13 protein-coding genes and 1 pseudogene are annotated in these 14,708 nt (G+C 68.5%); 10 read left to right on the top strand and 4 right to left on the bottom strand.

Annotation, left to right across the window (positions count from 1 at the left end; translation table 11 throughout):
• Positions 1–248 precede the first annotated feature (248 nt).
• The 3 genes from ACFXJ5_RS05005 to ACFXJ5_RS04995 all read left to right on the top strand — a co-directional run bounded on the left by ACFXJ5_RS05005 (position 249) and on the right by ACFXJ5_RS04995 (position 4,421).
• Positions 249–569: a carboxymuconolactone decarboxylase family protein gene (locus ACFXJ5_RS05005; RefSeq protein ID WP_384626973.1), complete on the top strand. Its 321-nt coding sequence runs from the start codon at positions 249–251 to the stop codon at positions 567–569.
• Between the two features lie 721 nt (positions 570–1,290).
• Positions 1,291–3,753, top strand: coding sequence for a NosD domain-containing protein (locus ACFXJ5_RS05000; RefSeq protein ID WP_384626971.1), 2,463 nt, complete (start codon positions 1,291–1,293; stop codon positions 3,751–3,753).
• A gap of 413 nt (positions 3,754–4,166) precedes the next feature.
• Positions 4,167–4,421, top strand: coding sequence for a transposase (locus ACFXJ5_RS04995; RefSeq protein ID WP_384628314.1), 255 nt, complete (start codon positions 4,167–4,169; stop codon positions 4,419–4,421).
• A 49-nt stretch (positions 4,422–4,470) separates the two neighbouring features.
• Here the strand turns inward: ACFXJ5_RS04995 and ACFXJ5_RS04990 are convergent, their stop codons facing one another.
• On the bottom strand, positions 4,471–5,703 hold the full coding sequence (locus ACFXJ5_RS04990; protein WP_384628311.1) for an MFS transporter: 1,233 nt from the start codon (positions 5,701–5,703) through the stop codon (positions 4,471–4,473).
• Between the two features lie 476 nt (positions 5,704–6,179).
• Between ACFXJ5_RS04990 and ACFXJ5_RS04985 the strand changes: the two genes are divergently transcribed.
• Positions 6,180–6,644 (top strand): hypothetical protein, encoded by a 465-nt coding sequence (locus tag ACFXJ5_RS04985; RefSeq protein WP_384626968.1) that lies wholly within the window; start codon positions 6,180–6,182, stop codon positions 6,642–6,644.
• 275 nt (positions 6,645–6,919) lie between these two features.
• Here the strand turns inward: ACFXJ5_RS04985 and ACFXJ5_RS04980 are convergent, their stop codons facing one another.
• On the bottom strand, positions 6,920–7,780 hold the full coding sequence (locus tag ACFXJ5_RS04980) for a helix-turn-helix transcriptional regulator (protein ID WP_384626965.1): 861 nt from the start codon (positions 7,778–7,780) through the stop codon (positions 6,920–6,922).
• 128 nt (positions 7,781–7,908) lie between these two features.
• On the opposite strand from ACFXJ5_RS04980, the gene ACFXJ5_RS04975 reads away from it, so the two are divergent.
• Positions 7,909–8,904 (top strand): aldo/keto reductase, encoded by a 996-nt coding sequence (locus ACFXJ5_RS04975; RefSeq protein WP_384626962.1) that lies wholly within the window; start codon positions 7,909–7,911, stop codon positions 8,902–8,904.
• A gap of 448 nt (positions 8,905–9,352) precedes the next feature.
• Here the strand turns inward: ACFXJ5_RS04975 and ACFXJ5_RS04970 are convergent, their stop codons facing one another.
• Entirely contained in the window at positions 9,353–10,015 is a 663-nt protein-coding gene (locus ACFXJ5_RS04970) for a hypothetical protein (RefSeq protein WP_384626960.1), read from the bottom strand.
• 203 nt (positions 10,016–10,218) lie between these two features.
• On the opposite strand from ACFXJ5_RS04970, the gene ACFXJ5_RS04965 reads away from it, so the two are divergent.
• Entirely contained in the window at positions 10,219–10,707 is a 489-nt protein-coding gene (locus ACFXJ5_RS04965; protein WP_384626957.1) for a hypothetical protein, read from the top strand.
• A gap of 68 nt (positions 10,708–10,775) precedes the next feature.
• On the opposite strand, the gene ACFXJ5_RS04960 is transcribed toward ACFXJ5_RS04965, so the two are convergent.
• Positions 10,776–10,958 (bottom strand): hypothetical protein, encoded by a 183-nt coding sequence (locus tag ACFXJ5_RS04960; RefSeq protein WP_384626954.1) that lies wholly within the window; start codon positions 10,956–10,958, stop codon positions 10,776–10,778.
• Between the two features lie 12 nt (positions 10,959–10,970).
• Here ACFXJ5_RS04960 and ACFXJ5_RS04955 point away from each other — a divergent pair, with 12 nt between their 5' ends.
• The 4 genes and pseudogenes from ACFXJ5_RS04955 (at position 10,971) to ACFXJ5_RS04940 (ending at position 14,091) form a co-directional block, all read left to right on the top strand.
• Positions 10,971–11,150, top strand: coding sequence for a hypothetical protein (locus tag ACFXJ5_RS04955; RefSeq protein WP_384626951.1), 180 nt, complete (start codon positions 10,971–10,973; stop codon positions 11,148–11,150).
• A 358-nt stretch (positions 11,151–11,508) separates the two neighbouring features.
• Positions 11,509–11,844, top strand: a pseudogene (locus ACFXJ5_RS04950) (tyrosine-type recombinase/integrase); the annotation flags it as partial.
• Between the two features lie 232 nt (positions 11,845–12,076).
• A complete protein-coding gene (locus ACFXJ5_RS04945; RefSeq protein ID WP_384626949.1) occupies positions 12,077–12,448 on the top strand; it encodes an effector-associated constant component EACC1 in 372 nt (123 codons plus the stop codon).
• Between the two features lie 14 nt (positions 12,449–12,462).
• The gene (locus ACFXJ5_RS04940) at positions 12,463–14,091 is read left to right on the top strand and encodes a caspase, EACC1-associated type (RefSeq protein ID WP_384626946.1); all 1,629 of its coding nucleotides are present in this window, start codon (positions 12,463–12,465) and stop codon (positions 14,089–14,091) included.
• The last annotated feature ends 617 nt before the right edge of the window (positions 14,092–14,708 follow it).

The following is a 14,708-nucleotide window of genomic DNA, read 5'->3' as shown; positions in this document are numbered from 1 at the left end:
GGTCGGCGCTGACCCAGTGCGTCAGCGGTCCGTCGGGCGCTCCTTACGGCCGGAGCCAGCCGCCCCCGCAGGCCCCCAGGTTTCGTCCCGTCGCCGCCTATCTGCATCCCTCCTCGGACGATCCCCTCGACAGGCAATCCGCAAGAAACGGACTTACGGTCGAGCAGTAGACGCTGCACCGAGATGCGGAGCCCTGCTTGCTTCCGCCCGCAGATCCTCATCGCGACACCAAGAGGAGACGACCCGCCATGGCCACAGCATCTGAAACCCCGGTACTGGACACCCTCGCCGCGATGACGGTCGACTCGGTTGAGCGGTGCGGGCTGGCCCCGGACACGTTCATGCTCACCCGCATCGCGGCCCTGGCCGCCTCGGACGCTCCGCCGATTTCCTACGTTGCCAACATCGACCCCGCCCTCCAGGCCGGCCTGACCGCCGACCAGCTACAGGATGTCCTGGTCGCCATCGCTCCCATAGTGGGCACAGCCCGCGTCATGACGGCAGCTGGCAACATCACCAAAGCCCTCGGCGTCGCGATTGCCGTCGCCGACGCCGATACCCAGGGCTGAGCGTAGGGGACGCCGCCCGAGGTCTGGAGCCACCAGCTGCGCCCGGCATCGATGATCGGCGCGGGCGACAGCTGGGCAATTGACCAATTGACCAACTGACCAACTGAGGTCGGCCTGCACCCGGGATGGCCGTGGGGTGTCGACCGAGTGCGTTCGTCCGGCTGGAAAGAATGGAGCGGGGGACGCCCGAAGACGATCAGTGAGCGAGTGTGCGAGCACATCCGCCTGATCGCACAGGATCGTGGAAGAGAGCGCGCACGTGGGCAAGGTGCTGCTCACGGTGTGAGCTTCCTCGGGTCGCCCTCCCCCGAGTCGCATGACGCAACTGGCGGCTGCACGGCCGGGTAACCCCTCGGCATCGGGACCAGTTATTCCGCTCCTGGCTCCTGTGAGCGACGCGGCGGGGGCTGATCGCATCGGATAGCCATGCCGCCCGTAGCGAGCGTGGCGGTTGACGGCTGACCCTCAGCACCAGGCTCTCAACTCCCGGAAACCCCATACCATCCCTGGCGCTCCCGGGTGTGAGCAGGGGTGTAGCGTCTCCGCTCGGGTCGTTCCCTGCGACCCGAGCGGGAAGGGGAGGGGAAAGTTCATGCGAAGCCTGCGATCCGGGGGCGCTGCGTTCGTCTCACTGGCCGTGGTGGGCACAGCCGTGTCTGCTCTCGGGGGGTCGGCGGCAGGGGCGACCACGGCGTTGTCCCCAGCCTCCAGCGCACTGTTCGTGTCCAAGTCGGCCAGCTGCTCGGACAGCGCGGGGCTGGGCTCCGCCGCCGTGCCGTTCTGCACCATCTCGGCTGCCGTCAACGTGGTCGAGCCGGGACAGACCGTAATGGTGGAGCCGGGCACGTACAACGAGTCTGTCAGCATTACCCGGTCGGGCACTGCTGACGCACCGATCACGTTCCAGGGCGTGCCCACGCAGGCGGGTAGTCCGGTCTACGTCAATGCTGCGCGCGGGGCGGTCGGCTTCGGTGTGACGGGTGCGCATCACATCGTGATCAAGGGCTTCCAGCCGAGCGGGGATGACGAAGCGTTCAGTATCAACTCCTCCTCGGACATCACGCTCGACAGCGACGTCGCGACCTCCTACAAGGAGCCGGGCATCCACGTGACCGGGGGCTCCAGCGGCGTCGCGGTGACGCGTACTGCCGTGCTGACCCAGTACTCGGCGGGCGTCGAGGTCGACGGCGGGAGCACCGGGATTGTGCTGGCGTCCGACCAGGTCACCGGGCTCGGCGCGAACAGCGTCGACATCTTGCTGCAGGGCCCCACCGGCACGGACGTCGTGGGCAACACTCTGGTGTCCGACTGCAGGAGTGGGATCGACCTGGAGTCGGGCTCAACCGGGACGACGATCGAGAACAACATCGTCGAGAACGGTTCCACCACGAATCTGGAAACCTCCCCGGTCGTCTTCTCCGCCTGCAAGACCCCGGCCACCGCGACAGCACTGACCGTCTCAGCCGACTCCACCAGCGGGACCAGCGCGAGCCACAATCTGATCGACCCCGTCAGCGGAGGCACCCCCTACACCTGGGCCGGCGTGGCCTATGCCGACCTGTCGGCCTTCCAGTCCGGGACGGGCCAGGGGACACACGACCTCGCGGTGAACCCGCAGTTGGACGGGGGGTCGGTGGGGAACGCGGCCTCCTACGGCCCGGCCGCCACCTCGGCGGCCATCGACGCGGCTGACGCCTCGGCGGCGGGGGAGACCGCCACCGACTCCCTCGGGATGCCCCGCACCGATGACCCGAGCATCGCCAACTCCGGCACCGGCGTGGGCTACTACGACGTAGGCGCGGCCGAGTATCAGGGCCCTGTGACCAGCCTCGGCACGGCGACCGTCACGACCGGCGCGCTGACAGCGAAGGTGTCGCACACGGCGCCGACGTTCACCTGGACGACCAACGGCTCGGACTCCCGTCCCGTGGTCTATGACTTCGGTGATGGCCGGCCCCAGGTCGCCAGCTCAGCCTCCGTCGTCACCCACGACTACACGCGCACCCGCACCTACGAGATCAGCTACTGGGGCTTCGACATCAGGTCCAGCGCCCGTCACGTCGTTGGAGCGGACTACACTCCGGTCGCTCCGGACCGGGTGCTGGACACGCGCCACGCGGTCGGGGTCACCACGACGGCGCCGGTGGCGGCGAAGTCCGATGTGGTACTGAAACTGCCGGCCCTTGACGGGGTGTCGGGTGCGGACATGAGCGCGGTCGTCGCCAATGTGACGGTCACCCGGCCGACGGCTGCAGGGGTGCTGACCGTCTACCCGGACGGCAGCAGCCTGCCGACCGCGTCGAACCTGAACTACACCAAGGGCGAGACTGTCGCCAACCTGGTGACGACCTCGGTGAGTGACGGCGCGGTCCGTCTTCACAACGGCAGTTCCGGCACCGTGCACGTGATCGTCGACCTGGAGGGCTTCTACGGTCCGGGCGGCTACGGCTACAAGTCGCTGACCCCTTCGCGTGTCCTGGACACACGCGCAGGCACGGGTACCTCCGGCGCCGGTGCGCTGACGGCCCACGGCAAGTTGCGGCTGAACCTGTCCAGTGTGCTGCCGAGCGGGGCGACCACCGCCGTGCTCAACCTGACAGCGACACAGGCGACCAAGTCGGGGTTCCTGACAGCGTTCCCGGACGGGCAGTCGGTGCCGACCGCGTCCAACCTCAACTTCACCGCCGGGCATACCGTGCCGAACCTGGTCGTGGTCCCGGTCGTCAACGGCGTCGCCGACATCTACAACGGCAGCGGCGGGTCGGTGCAGGTGGTGGCAGATCTGGCGGGCTACTACGGTACGGCTGCCTCCGGCGCCACGCTGGCCTTCGTCCCCAACGGGCCGCTACGGATCGAGGACACCCGCTCGGACGGCGCCGGCGCGGTCAAGGCCCATGGGACGCTCACGACCTCGCCGATCGGAAGCCAGTACTCCACGCCGCTCACGGCCGCCGTCCTCAACGTAACGGTGACGCAGCCGCAGACCTCCGGAGTGCTGACGGTCTATCCGGGCGGGGCATCGCTGCCGAGCGTGTCGAACCTCAACTTCGCGAAGGGCGAGACGGTGCCCAACCTGGTGTCCGTGGGCGGGAGCAGCGCCAAGGGCATCAAGATCTACAACGGCTCGGGTGGAACGGTCCAAGTGGTGGTGGACCAGGAGGGATACTTCGTCCCGGTGCAGTAGACCGCACGGCGCCCCTCCGTCCGACGTACCGGACACCGTCGACCGGACGGAGGGCAACGCCGAGGAGGCTGCTACGCCAGCTGTGATGCCGAGAGATCCTCCCGAACTACGTCAGACAAGCTCCAGGTCTCCGAACTGGGGTTTTGTCGTAGAGCGGGTGACGGGAATCGCCTGGTGCGACAGTGAGGTTTTCTCATCGGCCGCGCGGATGCACGCGAGACACCTCGACCCGATGGTCAACGACCTCAGAGCCTTGCCGAAGAAGATCGGGCTGTCGATCCTCGCCGCATGGGACTGCAAGGAGGACCTGATGGACCTGCTCGCCCTGCACGGCACGAACCCGCAGCGCGCGACGATCAACGCCAGGCTCGTGAAGTTCTACGAATCGGCCGCCGCCACGCAACCTCCCGGAGATTGGCCGCTTGGCCCAGACAGTCTCGACGTGGTGGCCGCAGATCCTCGCGGCGCTGATCACCGGGGTCACGAACGCCGGCTCCGAAGGCGTCAACCGCCTGATCAAAACCGACGCTCGCTGCGCCTTCGGCTACCGCAACCCCGTCAACCAGCGCCTGCGCGCCCGATGCGCCACCACCCCCGGCGTGAAAGGCCACGGGACCACGCGCACCAGCGGGCGCCACAGCCAGCCCCGCACGAACTCACGACCCTGATGGCACGGCTACCCGACTAAGTGCGAACACCCGTCACCAGTCGGCCCGGTCAGCCTGCGGACGCCGGGTTCTGGGCGAGTTCCCGGTCGATGGTGTCGGGCTGTGATCGCCCCGATAGACGTGCGGCAGCAATCATGACGGCGAGCCCGATGAGGACGATGACGGCGCCGACATACAGCGGAGCGGTGTAGCCGAGACCGACGCTGATGGCGAACCCGCCGAGCCAGGCGCCCAGGGCGTTGCCGACGTTGGAGGCGGAAACGTTGGCGCTGGCGGCGAGTGGCGCCCCGTGGGCGTGGTCGGTGACGCGGGTGATGAAACCGGGAACACTGGCGAAGCCGAACAACCCCATCAGGAAGACCAGGACCGTGGACGCGACAGGGCTGGCGGCCAGGAGCCCGAACGCGGTGAGGGTGGCGGTGAGACCGGCCAGGGAAGCGATCAAGGTGAGGTCGCGATCGCGGTCGGCGGCTCGTCCGCCGAGGATGTTCCCGGCCACGAGGCCGCTGCCGTACACGACGAGCAGCCAGGCGACATCGGTGCTGGAGAAGCCGGTGACCCGGGTGAAGGTGTAGGCGAGGTAGCTGAACGCACCGAACATGCCGCCGTAGCCGAGCGCGGTGGCGGCGAGGGTCAGCCAGACCTGCCCGGACCGGAAAGCGCCCAGTTGGGTACGCAGACCGTCTGCCCGGTTCGTGGCGGAACCCTTCGAGGCGGGCGGCCGGTTGACGGCGCCGGCCCAGGCCGGCACGAGCACGGCGATGGCGACCAGGGCGCCGACGCCTATGCCGGCGATCCCCCAGAACGTGGCGCGCCAGCCCCAGCGTTCGCCGACCAGGGCGCCGAACGGTACACCCAGCACGTTCGCGACCGTGAGCCCGGCGAACATCACCGCCACTGCCCTCGACGCCCGCTCGGGGGCGACCATGCGCCGTGCGACGAGCGAGCCGAGGCCGAAGAACGAGCCGTGGCACAGCGCCGCGACCACGCGTCCGAGCATCATCACCGGATAGTTCGGTGCGACGGCGGACAGCAGGTTGCCGGCGACGAACAGCGCCACCAAACCGGTGAGCACCGCCTTGCGCGGCAGGCCGGCGGTGGCGGCGGTCACCACGATCGCGCCGACCGCGACCGTCAGGGCATACCCGGAGATCAACCAGCCGGCCGCGGCCTCGGACACCGCCAGGCTCCCACCCACTTGCGGAAGCAGACCGGCGATCACGAACTCGGTCAGGCCGATCCCGAAGCTGCCGAGAGCGAGCGCGACGAGCCCGGCGGGCATCCGTCGTGAGTCGCCGTTCGGTCGCATGATCATCCCCCGTTATCGTGCGCGGCTCGTGATGTCCTGAATTGAGGTCGCAGACCGGGCACGGCACGCGCCCGCAACCACCTCGCACCGCAGGCGGACGTTTACCGCCCTCTCGTCAGGCGCGGGTAGGGGGCCGGCGCAGCCCCATCCCGCAAAGACATGCCCAGGCTCCCACCGCGAAGCACAAGAGGCCAAGCGCTCTGGGCTCAAGCACGGTCAAGTTCGAAGCGACCGTATGAGCACCCTGGGCCGATCCGGCTGCTGCCGTCGGTGCGGTGGAGTGTGCTGTCCGCGGCATTGCCCGCCGACGTCCTTGGAAGTGGTCTACGGGTTCCACCCGTATGCGGGTCGCCGAAACGCTGGGACTCGGTGGGTTTGAAGTGCTACCGTCAGCCGTTTTCACCGCGTTGACGCGGTGCCCTGGTTGGATGAACAAAGGAAATGGGTTCATGGCGATTCGGCGGGCCAAACAGAAGGCTCAGGTCATCGAGAAGCTCTCTCAGGTCGCGCCTCCCGGTGAGACGTTCATCGCCTGCGTGCACACCGAGACCGGCCCGAGCCCCTGGCTCAACGCGATATTCGACGAGATCCCCGGGGTCGGCCTCGCGGTCGCCTTGACGCGTAAGTTCTACTTCATCACGCTCACCAACACCTCGATCGTGATCAACAACGCGAACCGCTTCACCAACCGTCCGGGCGACGTTGTCGCGGTGTTCCCCCGTGAGGCGTTCCCGGTGAGCGCGATAAAGCGGGCGAGGGTCTGGAGTTCGATGTACCTGCACTTCCCCAACGACCCCAAGCCGCGTCGGCTCAACATCCACCGCTACTGGCGCGGCGAGTTCGACCAGCTACTGACGGCCATCCCGCAGGCGCAGGTTCCCGCCCAGGGCGCAGGCGCACCTGTACAGAGCTGATGGTTCAGGTGGCTGACGGCTACTCCTGGGGCACCGGACTCAGGGGCAGCCGTCGGCGTCGGTCAGGGACGGCGTTGGGTGGCCGTGATCTCGTCGTACGCAAGCGTGAGACGGGCAATTGCCCCATTTCTCTGCTGGTGGAGCGGGTTTTGTGACGTCGCGTGTCCCTTGGGACGTCACGTGACCGTCGCCAGAGCCGAACTACGTGTCGTCCACAACGCCACGCTGTATGAGGCGACGCCGGGTGGAGAGCCGCTGCCCCGTGGTCGGCCGCTTCACCGTTCGGGCGGGCCCGTTGCTCCGGTGGGGAATTCCTGGATGCCAATGACCCGCAGCAGTTCCAGTCGCTCGCGGGTCTCGGCGTCTGCCGGGGTGAGTACCAGCAGTTGCTGGCCCTGGTCGGGGGTGACCAGGGTCTCGCAGTCCATCAGCAGGCGGCCGACCCGCGGGTGCAGCAGGGTCTTGCGGTCGGAGCGCCGGACCGCCACCTCGTGCTCGGCCCAGAGCCGGCGGAAGTCGGCGCTTGCGGCCTGCAACCGGTCGACGAGTCCGGCGACCGTGGAGTCGCCGGCCCGGCGGGCGGCGGCCGCGCGCAGGTCGGCCACGAGCTGGCGGGCGTGGCGTTCTTGTTCCTCGGGCGGGTTGACGGCCCGGGCTGCGGGGTCGGTGAACCAGCGGTATGCGACGTAGCGGCGGTCGCCCGAGAAGTCGGTGTGGTCGCCCGTGAGCAGGAGGGCGGCCCGGTTCTGGGCGAGGACCTCGCCCAGGTCGGACAGCACCAAGGCCGCGGTGTCGCCGAGTAGGTCGAGCATGCGGATCAGGCCGGCGCGGGCCAGGCGGGCCAGCCCGTCGGCCGGTGGGGGCCGGTGGCCGGCCAGGTGGAACAGGTGGTCGCGCTCGTCGTCGGACAGGCGCAACGCCCGGGCCAGCGCGCCGAGCAGCTGGACCGAGGGCTGACTGCTGCGGCCCTGCTCAAGGCGTACGACGTAGTCCACCGACACGCCGGCGAGCATGGCCACCTCTTCCCGGCGCAGGCCGCTGGTGCGACGGCGGGGGCCGTCGGCGATGCCGACCTCGGCCGGGCGCATCGCCTCCCGGCGGCGGCGCAGGAAGTCGGCGAGCTGGTCACGTTGCATGGCCCTCATGGTCCCTCGCGGTGGGCGAGCCGATCCAGGGAGCGGCTCTCCCATGATGAACACTCCGCTCCCGCACGTCGCGGCGCGGGCGCAAGGTGGGTGACAGATCGACGACGAAGGAGAACACGATGCAGATACGAACCCTGGGCAGCACCGGCCCGGCCGTTTCCGCGCTGGGCCTGGGTGCGATGGGCATGTCGGGCGCTTACGGCGCGGCCGACCGCGCGGAGAGTATCGCCACCGTGCACGCCGCGCTGGAGACCGGCGTCACGCTGATCGACACCGGCGACTTCTACGCCATGGGCCACAACGAGTTGCTGCTCGCCGAGGCGCTGCGCGGACGGGATCGGGACAGCTACCAGCTGAGCGTCAAGTTCGGCATGCTGCGGGGGCCGGGCCCGGAGTTCGGCGGGCACGACAGCCGTCCCGAGGCGGTGAAGAACTTCCTGGCCTACTCGCTGACCCGGCTGGGCACCGACCACATCGACATCTATCGTCCCGCCCGGCTGGACCCGGCGGTACCGATCGAGGAGACGGTGGGCGCGATCAAGGAGATGATCGACGCCGGGTACGTCCGGCACCTCGGCCTCTCGGAGGTCGATGCGGCGACGATCCGCCTGGCGCACGCCGTGCACCCGGTCGCCGACCTGCAGATCGAGTACTCGCTGATCTCCCGCGCGGTGGAGGCGGACATTCTGCCTACGCTGCGGGAGCTCGGCATCGGCCTGACCGCGTACGGCGTCCTCAGCCGCGGCCTCATCTCCGGGCACTGGTCTGCCGGCCACACCGCCGCCCCCGGCGACAGCCGCGGCTTCAGCCCGCGGTTCTCCAGCGGGAACGTGGAACACAACCTCGCCCTCGTGGAGGCGCTGCGCCGGGTCGCCGAGGCGAAGGGGTGCACCGTCGCCCAACTGGCCATCGCCTGGGTGACCGCGCAGGGCGAGGACATCGTGCCGCTGGTCGGCGCTCGCACCCGCGATCGGCTGGCCGAGGCGCTGCCCGCGACGGAGCTGAACCTCACCGCGGACGACCTCGCCGAGATCGAGAAGGCGGTGCCGCCGGGCGCGGCGCGCGGCGACCGATACCCGTCCGCCTTCATGTCCAGCCTCGGCGTGGGGAACTGAGTCCGGCTCTCCGGAGGGGCCTTGGCCTGGCTGTTTCCCACCGGAGTGACTGCCCACGTGGCGCTGGTCGCCGCCTTGCGCATCCCCACCGTGCGTTTGCGCTATCTGGCCGCCCGCGAGGTCCTCACCGACTACGGCCATCTCAGCCGCTACCCAGAATCGCTGAAACTTCTCGGCTGTACTGACCTGCCCGCGATGTCCTCGGCCCACGAGAGTGCCCAGCGGCGCAGCTCTGCCGTCTCGTTGTCGTCGAGCCCGTACGCACCGCATTGGCTTCGTCCGGCCGGAGGCTCTGGGGTCATCCGCTGGCTTCTGGTGGAGTCACGGCAGGCGTGGGAGGCAGGGGCGAACGGTTGGCCGGGGCCTGTGTCTCGTCAGCGGACCTGCCGTCGGCCAGGCTGCCGGTCTGTCCTGAGAGTGATGGTGTTCCCGGCGGCGGGTGGGGATTTCAGCGCGCGCTGTTGCCGAGCTTGTCGTGCAGTTGGTTGCGGACATGCTGCACGGTCTGAGCCACGTCACGGTCAGTGACGTCCACGATCATTACGGTCCAGTGTGTCGCTGCCAGCAGTCGCAGGGTCAGTTCCATTTCGCAGCGGAGGTGTACGGCCGCTGATGCCAGGTCTGCGACGCTTCGGGTGCCGGGGGAGCGGCTGAGTTTGTCGACATACCAGTCCGCCCACTGCGGGCCTTCGCGTTCGACCGCGCGTCGTAGTGCCGTCTCCGGGGCGTCCCGCAAATACACCACGGTCACTTGGGCCGGCTCAACGGCTGTCTCCAGTTCGCGTACGACCTTGGTGATCGCCGTCTCGTCGTGGCCCCAGGCCACCAGCGAGGGGATGAAGGGGATCAGAGCGTCCGTCACCAGCACGTCCACGCCGTCCGCACGTGCTTGCTCGACGTAGGCCCGGGTGGCCTCGATCAGGGTGTGAGGCCGGACGCTGCCGCGGCCTTCGGCGAACTCCTCGGCCACGGCGTGGAAGGCGGCGCGGGTGAGGATGTCGGCTTCTTCGAAGTGATCGACCACTGCCCCGCTCTCGGCGATCCAGCGGGCCAAGGCACCGCACAACGTCGATTTCCCCACGCCGGGACTGCTGCCCACGACTGCGATCACGTGTGTCTCCACCGGAACAGCCTTGCATGCATGCATGCGTCGGCCGGAGGACGGCAGGGACAATGATGGTCTTGCACACGTCATCGGGGGAGATCTTTGTGAGAGTCGGCCTGGCACGCTCAGCCGCAGCTCAGTGGGTCGCCCGGCACGCCCGCCCCGAGACCGGCTTTCGCGGAGCGTACTTCAGCGGTTCTACGGTCGGATTGCCGGACGATGCGGAGCTGTCACCGTCCTCCGACGTCGACATCGTCGTCGTCACTGCGAAAGCCGACCTGCCTGTCAAGCCCGGAAAGATCCGCTACCACGGTGCCCTGCTGGAAGTGACCTATCTGCCCTGGGCGGAGTTCGCCTCGGCCGAGGGTGTCCTGGCCTCGTATCACCTGGCCGGGAGCTTTCGCGTCGACACGATCATCGATGACCCCACCGGCCACCTGCGTCAGCTGCACATACGCGTCTCGCGCAGCTTCGCCGACCGGCCGTGGGTCCGTCGCAGATGCCAGGACGCCCGCCACCGCGTCGAGAACCGGCTCGCAGCGATCGACACCTCAGTGCCGTTCCACGAGCAGGTGTTGGCCTGGCTGTTTCCCACCGGGGTGACCACCCACGTGGTGCTCGTCGCCGCCCTGCGCAACCCCACCGTGCGTTTGCGCTATCTGGCCGCACGCGAGGTCCTCACCGACTACGCCACCTGAGCCTCTACCCAGAACTGCTGGAGCTCCTTGGCTGCGCCGACCTGCTCGCAGGACAGGTTCAGCACCATCTACGCGAACTGACCGCAGTCTTCGACGCCACCGCCCAAATAGCGAAGACTGCCTTCTTCTTCAGCACCGACGTCACCCCGGCGGCACGGCCGATCGCGATCGACGGAAGCCAGGGCCTCATCGACCGCGGCTACCACCACGAAGCGGTCTTCTGGATCATCGCGACCTTCGCGCGCTGCCACACCATCCTTGCCGTGGACGCCCCGGAGCTGCACCGCGAGCTCGTCCCGGCATTCCAGGCAGCCGTCGCCGACCTCGGCATCACCTCCACCAGTGATCTCCTGCACCGCGCCAACCAGGTCACACAGTTCCTGCCCCGGCTCTGGCAGGCCACCGAGGACATCATGGCCAGGAACCCCGGCATCTCCGGATGAGGGGGAAGGTGCCAGCCTTGGCAGGCCCCGCCCCGAGGCCGAGGGCGGGCCCGTTCCTCACCGGCGCAATCCGCGGCATTTTCCTCGGTGCTGCGGGTAGGCCGAGGGGCGGCTCCTGATAGAGCTGCCCCTCGGCCAGGTTTGGCCATGGGGAGTGACGTGTCAGCGACCCCGTCCGCGCGGGGTGCTGGGTGAGGTCGACAGCCCTGTGGAGGAGCTCGGCCGGGTTGTGGCCGGCAGCTTGAGCGTCTGCGAGGGTCGCCGCGAGTGCTGGCCAGTTGGGCTCGGCCTGGATGCGGTCGGCGTGGTCGGGCAGGACGGCACGCAGTGTGGCGGCGTGGTGGCCGCGGATGTAGGCGGGCTGCTGTTCGTCGGGGAGCGCGGCGCATCGTTCCGGCGGTCGACCCTCGGTCGCAAGTGGCGGAAGGCCCGGGACAAGGTCGGATTGCCGTCCAACTTCCGCTTCTACGACCTGCGCCACACCGGCAACACCCTGGCGGCCGACACCGGCGCGAAGATGAAGGACCTCATGGTCCGTGCCGGCCAGTCCAGTCCAAAGGCCCAGCTGATCTACCAGCACTCCAAGAAAAAGCACCAGCGCAAGCTCGCCCAGAGCATCGATGCCGAGGTGCGCCAGCAACGCAAGGAGGCAGCCGAGCGGCTCCAGGCGGAGAAGCGGAAGCACTCCGGCTGAAGCGCCGATTTCCCCGAGTGAGAGGCGACACGCAGCGGAGGTAGAGCCGGTCAGTCGACGGCCCTGCCTCCGCAGCGCTGTGCCTTGGGCAGATAGTCACGAAGGGCTGCCGTCGGCGGCCTCTGGCGGCCACACTGTGGGAAACGGCATCGCTGAAATTCGTAACGGGGGGCGCATGCACCGTCAGGATGCGATGAACGATGGCCACGCGGGTGCCCCAGCAGGGGGCGTGATGAGTGTGCTGCTGGTCCTCGCGCCCAATCCCGAGCTGGACTGGGAGGTGGGCGAGCGACTGACGCGCCAGTTGCGGGTCGAGATCGCCGAGCTGGATGTCGAGTCGGTCCGTCCCGCACCCGCTGGGGCCGCTCCTGACGGGGCGAAGGGCGACTCCCTCATGCTGGGGGCGGTCGTGGTGGCGCTGAGCGCGTCTGGTGGCGTGTTCACCACGCTCATCGAGACTCTGCGCGACTGGCTCGGCCGCCAGTCCGTCCGGCACCGTATCTCGCTGACCATCGACGGCGACACGATCGAGCTGGAACAGGCGTCCACCGATGAGCGCCGCGACCTGATCGACGCGTACGTCCGTCGGCACACCGGAAGATAGCCATGGGCCGCCGGGTGGCACTGCTGATCGCGAACTACGACTACCAGGACGCCGGACTGCGGCGACTGACCGCCCCGGGCCACGACACGGAGGCGCTCGCCGCTGTCCTGCGGGATCCCGACATCGCGGGGTTCGAGGTCACCACCTTGATCAACGAGCCGCATCACCGGGTTGGGGAGGCCATCGGCGACCTCTACCGCGACCGGCGACGCGACGACCTCACCCTGTTGTACTTCACCGGTCACGGCCTGAAGGACGACGACGGCCGACTCTACCTGGCGACAGCCAACACCAGGCGCGACAGCCTGCTGTTCACCTCGCTGCCCGCCGAGCAGATCGACCATGCCATGTCCGGCTGCATGTCCCGCCAGAAGGTCCTGATCCTGGACTGCTGCTACAGCGGCGCCTTCCCGGCCGGTCGCGCAGCCAAGGCCGACACCACCGTGCATGCGCTAGAGCGGTTCCAGGGCAGGGGTCGTACCGTACTGACGGCCTCGGACGCCACCCAGTACTCCTTCGAGGGCAACGAGCCGCACGGTACGGGCGTGCAGTCGGTGTTCACTCGCCATCTGGTGGCGGGCCTGCGCGACGGCAGCGCCGACCTGGACGGGGACGGCGACATCACCCTCGACGAGCTCTACAGCTATGTCCACGACAAAGTCGTCGACGAGATGCCCCAGCAGCGCCCCAAGAAGCAGGACGACGTCGAGGGCCGGATCGTCATCGCCCGCAACATCAACTGGGCGCTGCCGACCTACCTGCGCCACGCACTCAGCAGCCCGATCCCCACCGACCGTATGAGCGCCCTGGACGGGCTCGCCCACCTGCATCGCAAAGGCAACGACCTCGTACGCCGGCTCGCAGCTGACGAGATCCGGAGCCTCGTCGACGACGACAGCCGAACCGTGTCGCTCGCCGCCGCAGCCCGGCTCCAGGCGATCCTTCCGCAGACCCCCGAATCCCCACCGGCGCCGGCGCCGGCGCCCGCGCCCGAGCCGGAACCTGAACGGACGCTGCCTCAGTCGGCGCCGATGACTGAGCCGGTGACGCAGCCTGCTGATGCGGAGCGGGTGGTGGCCGAAGTGGTGGTTGCCGAGCCGCAAGCGCAGCCAATCCCGCCGGCGCGCCGCCGGCCCAGCCCCGCGACCGGGACGGCGGTGCCGCAGTCGCCGGTGCCACCGTCTGGGCAGCCGGTCTCACTGTGGCCAGACGCTCCGGTGCCGAGCGCTCCACCGTGGACAAGCCCGGGTAAAGCAGCGCGGCCGTTCTTCATCGCCGTGGGGCTGGCGGTGCCCACCCTGGCCCTGCCGATTGACGACGGTCAGACGTGGGCACTGGCGACACCGTTCGGAGTGCTTGTGGCTGTTCCGGTCATGCTCAGCGCGATCACCTGTGGCACCGTGGGATGGCTGGCGAGCCACGGTTCGACGGTCCTCGGACGGCGCTGGTTGCGCTGGTGGTACAACCTGCTCGCTCTGATCACACTGATCCTGGTACTGGTCGGAGATGGCCAGATTTTGAAGCAGACGTCAGGCCTTGGGGTGGCTGCAATCACGGCCGTCGTGAGCTGCGGCTACCAGATCCGTGGCGCGGTCATCCTGTGGAAGGGCCGGAACCGAAAGACCGGAACCGCCGTGCAGTAGCAGTGGGTCGTTCCGGCCCCTCGCCGTGCGGGATCCGGGCTGCGGTGCTGATACACGCGGGTCGAACGGTTGGGGGCGGTCGATGAGCGCGCAGGACGTTGCGGCTGTAGCCGTCGCGGTACTGGGGCGTCGCGGTGGCCGTATGACCGCCACCGCAATAGGAGTGCGCATCGTGAGGATGCGGCCGAGCGCGATTGCATGACGCAGCTCACATGAAATGCGTCCCGCCATTTGAGACAACCACCCTCGGGAATCCTGGCGTGGTGCGGAAATTCGCCAAATCGGCCCCCTGTGTCGGCAGATGGGGCTGGTGGAGGGCTGGGCGACCTAAAAAATGGTCTAGACAACAAGCAAGCCCCAGGCCTCTGACCTGGGGCTCAAGCGTGGAGCGGGTGACGGGAATCGAACCCGCGCTCTGAGCTTGGGAATCACAGGTTCTTCAGGCCTGGATTTGACCCTGAACTGCAGAAACGACTACACGTGCGTGGCTACGAGGCCCTTCGCGCTGACTGCTGTTGACCGTGGTGCCCCGCCCTATCTGGCACGGTACTGGCACGGCACCGCGAGATGGCGTGGCTGAGCCTCTCAGCCTTCGTCAAGGATTTCCGACTCGTGGA

Source organism: Streptomyces sp. NPDC059373 (assembly GCF_042751495.1).
Lineage (GTDB): Bacteria > Actinomycetota > Actinomycetes > Streptomycetales > Streptomycetaceae > Actinacidiphila.
Note: the sequence above shows the minus strand (reverse complement) of the source record. Positions and strands in the feature narration are given on the sequence as shown.

Bases quoted from the DNA above. Each gene is read 5' to 3' on its own strand.
- ACFXJ5_RS04985 (WP_384626968.1), top strand. From the start codon at position 6,180: ATGGCGATTCGGCGGGCCAAACAGAAGGCTCAGGTCATCGAGAAGCTC.
- ACFXJ5_RS04990 (WP_384628311.1), bottom strand. From the start codon at position 5,703: ATGCCCGCCGGGCTCGTCGCGCTCGCTCTCGGCAGCTTCGGGATCGGC.
- ACFXJ5_RS05005 (WP_384626973.1), top strand. From the start codon at position 249: ATGGCCACAGCATCTGAAACCCCGGTACTGGACACCCTCGCCGCGATG.
- ACFXJ5_RS04980 (WP_384626965.1), bottom strand. From the start codon at position 7,780: ATGCAACGTGACCAGCTCGCCGACTTCCTGCGCCGCCGCCGGGAGGCG.
- ACFXJ5_RS04945 (WP_384626949.1), top strand. From the start codon at position 12,077: ATGAGTGTGCTGCTGGTCCTCGCGCCCAATCCCGAGCTGGACTGGGAG.
- ACFXJ5_RS04975 (WP_384626962.1), top strand. From the start codon at position 7,909: ATGCAGATACGAACCCTGGGCAGCACCGGCCCGGCCGTTTCCGCGCTG.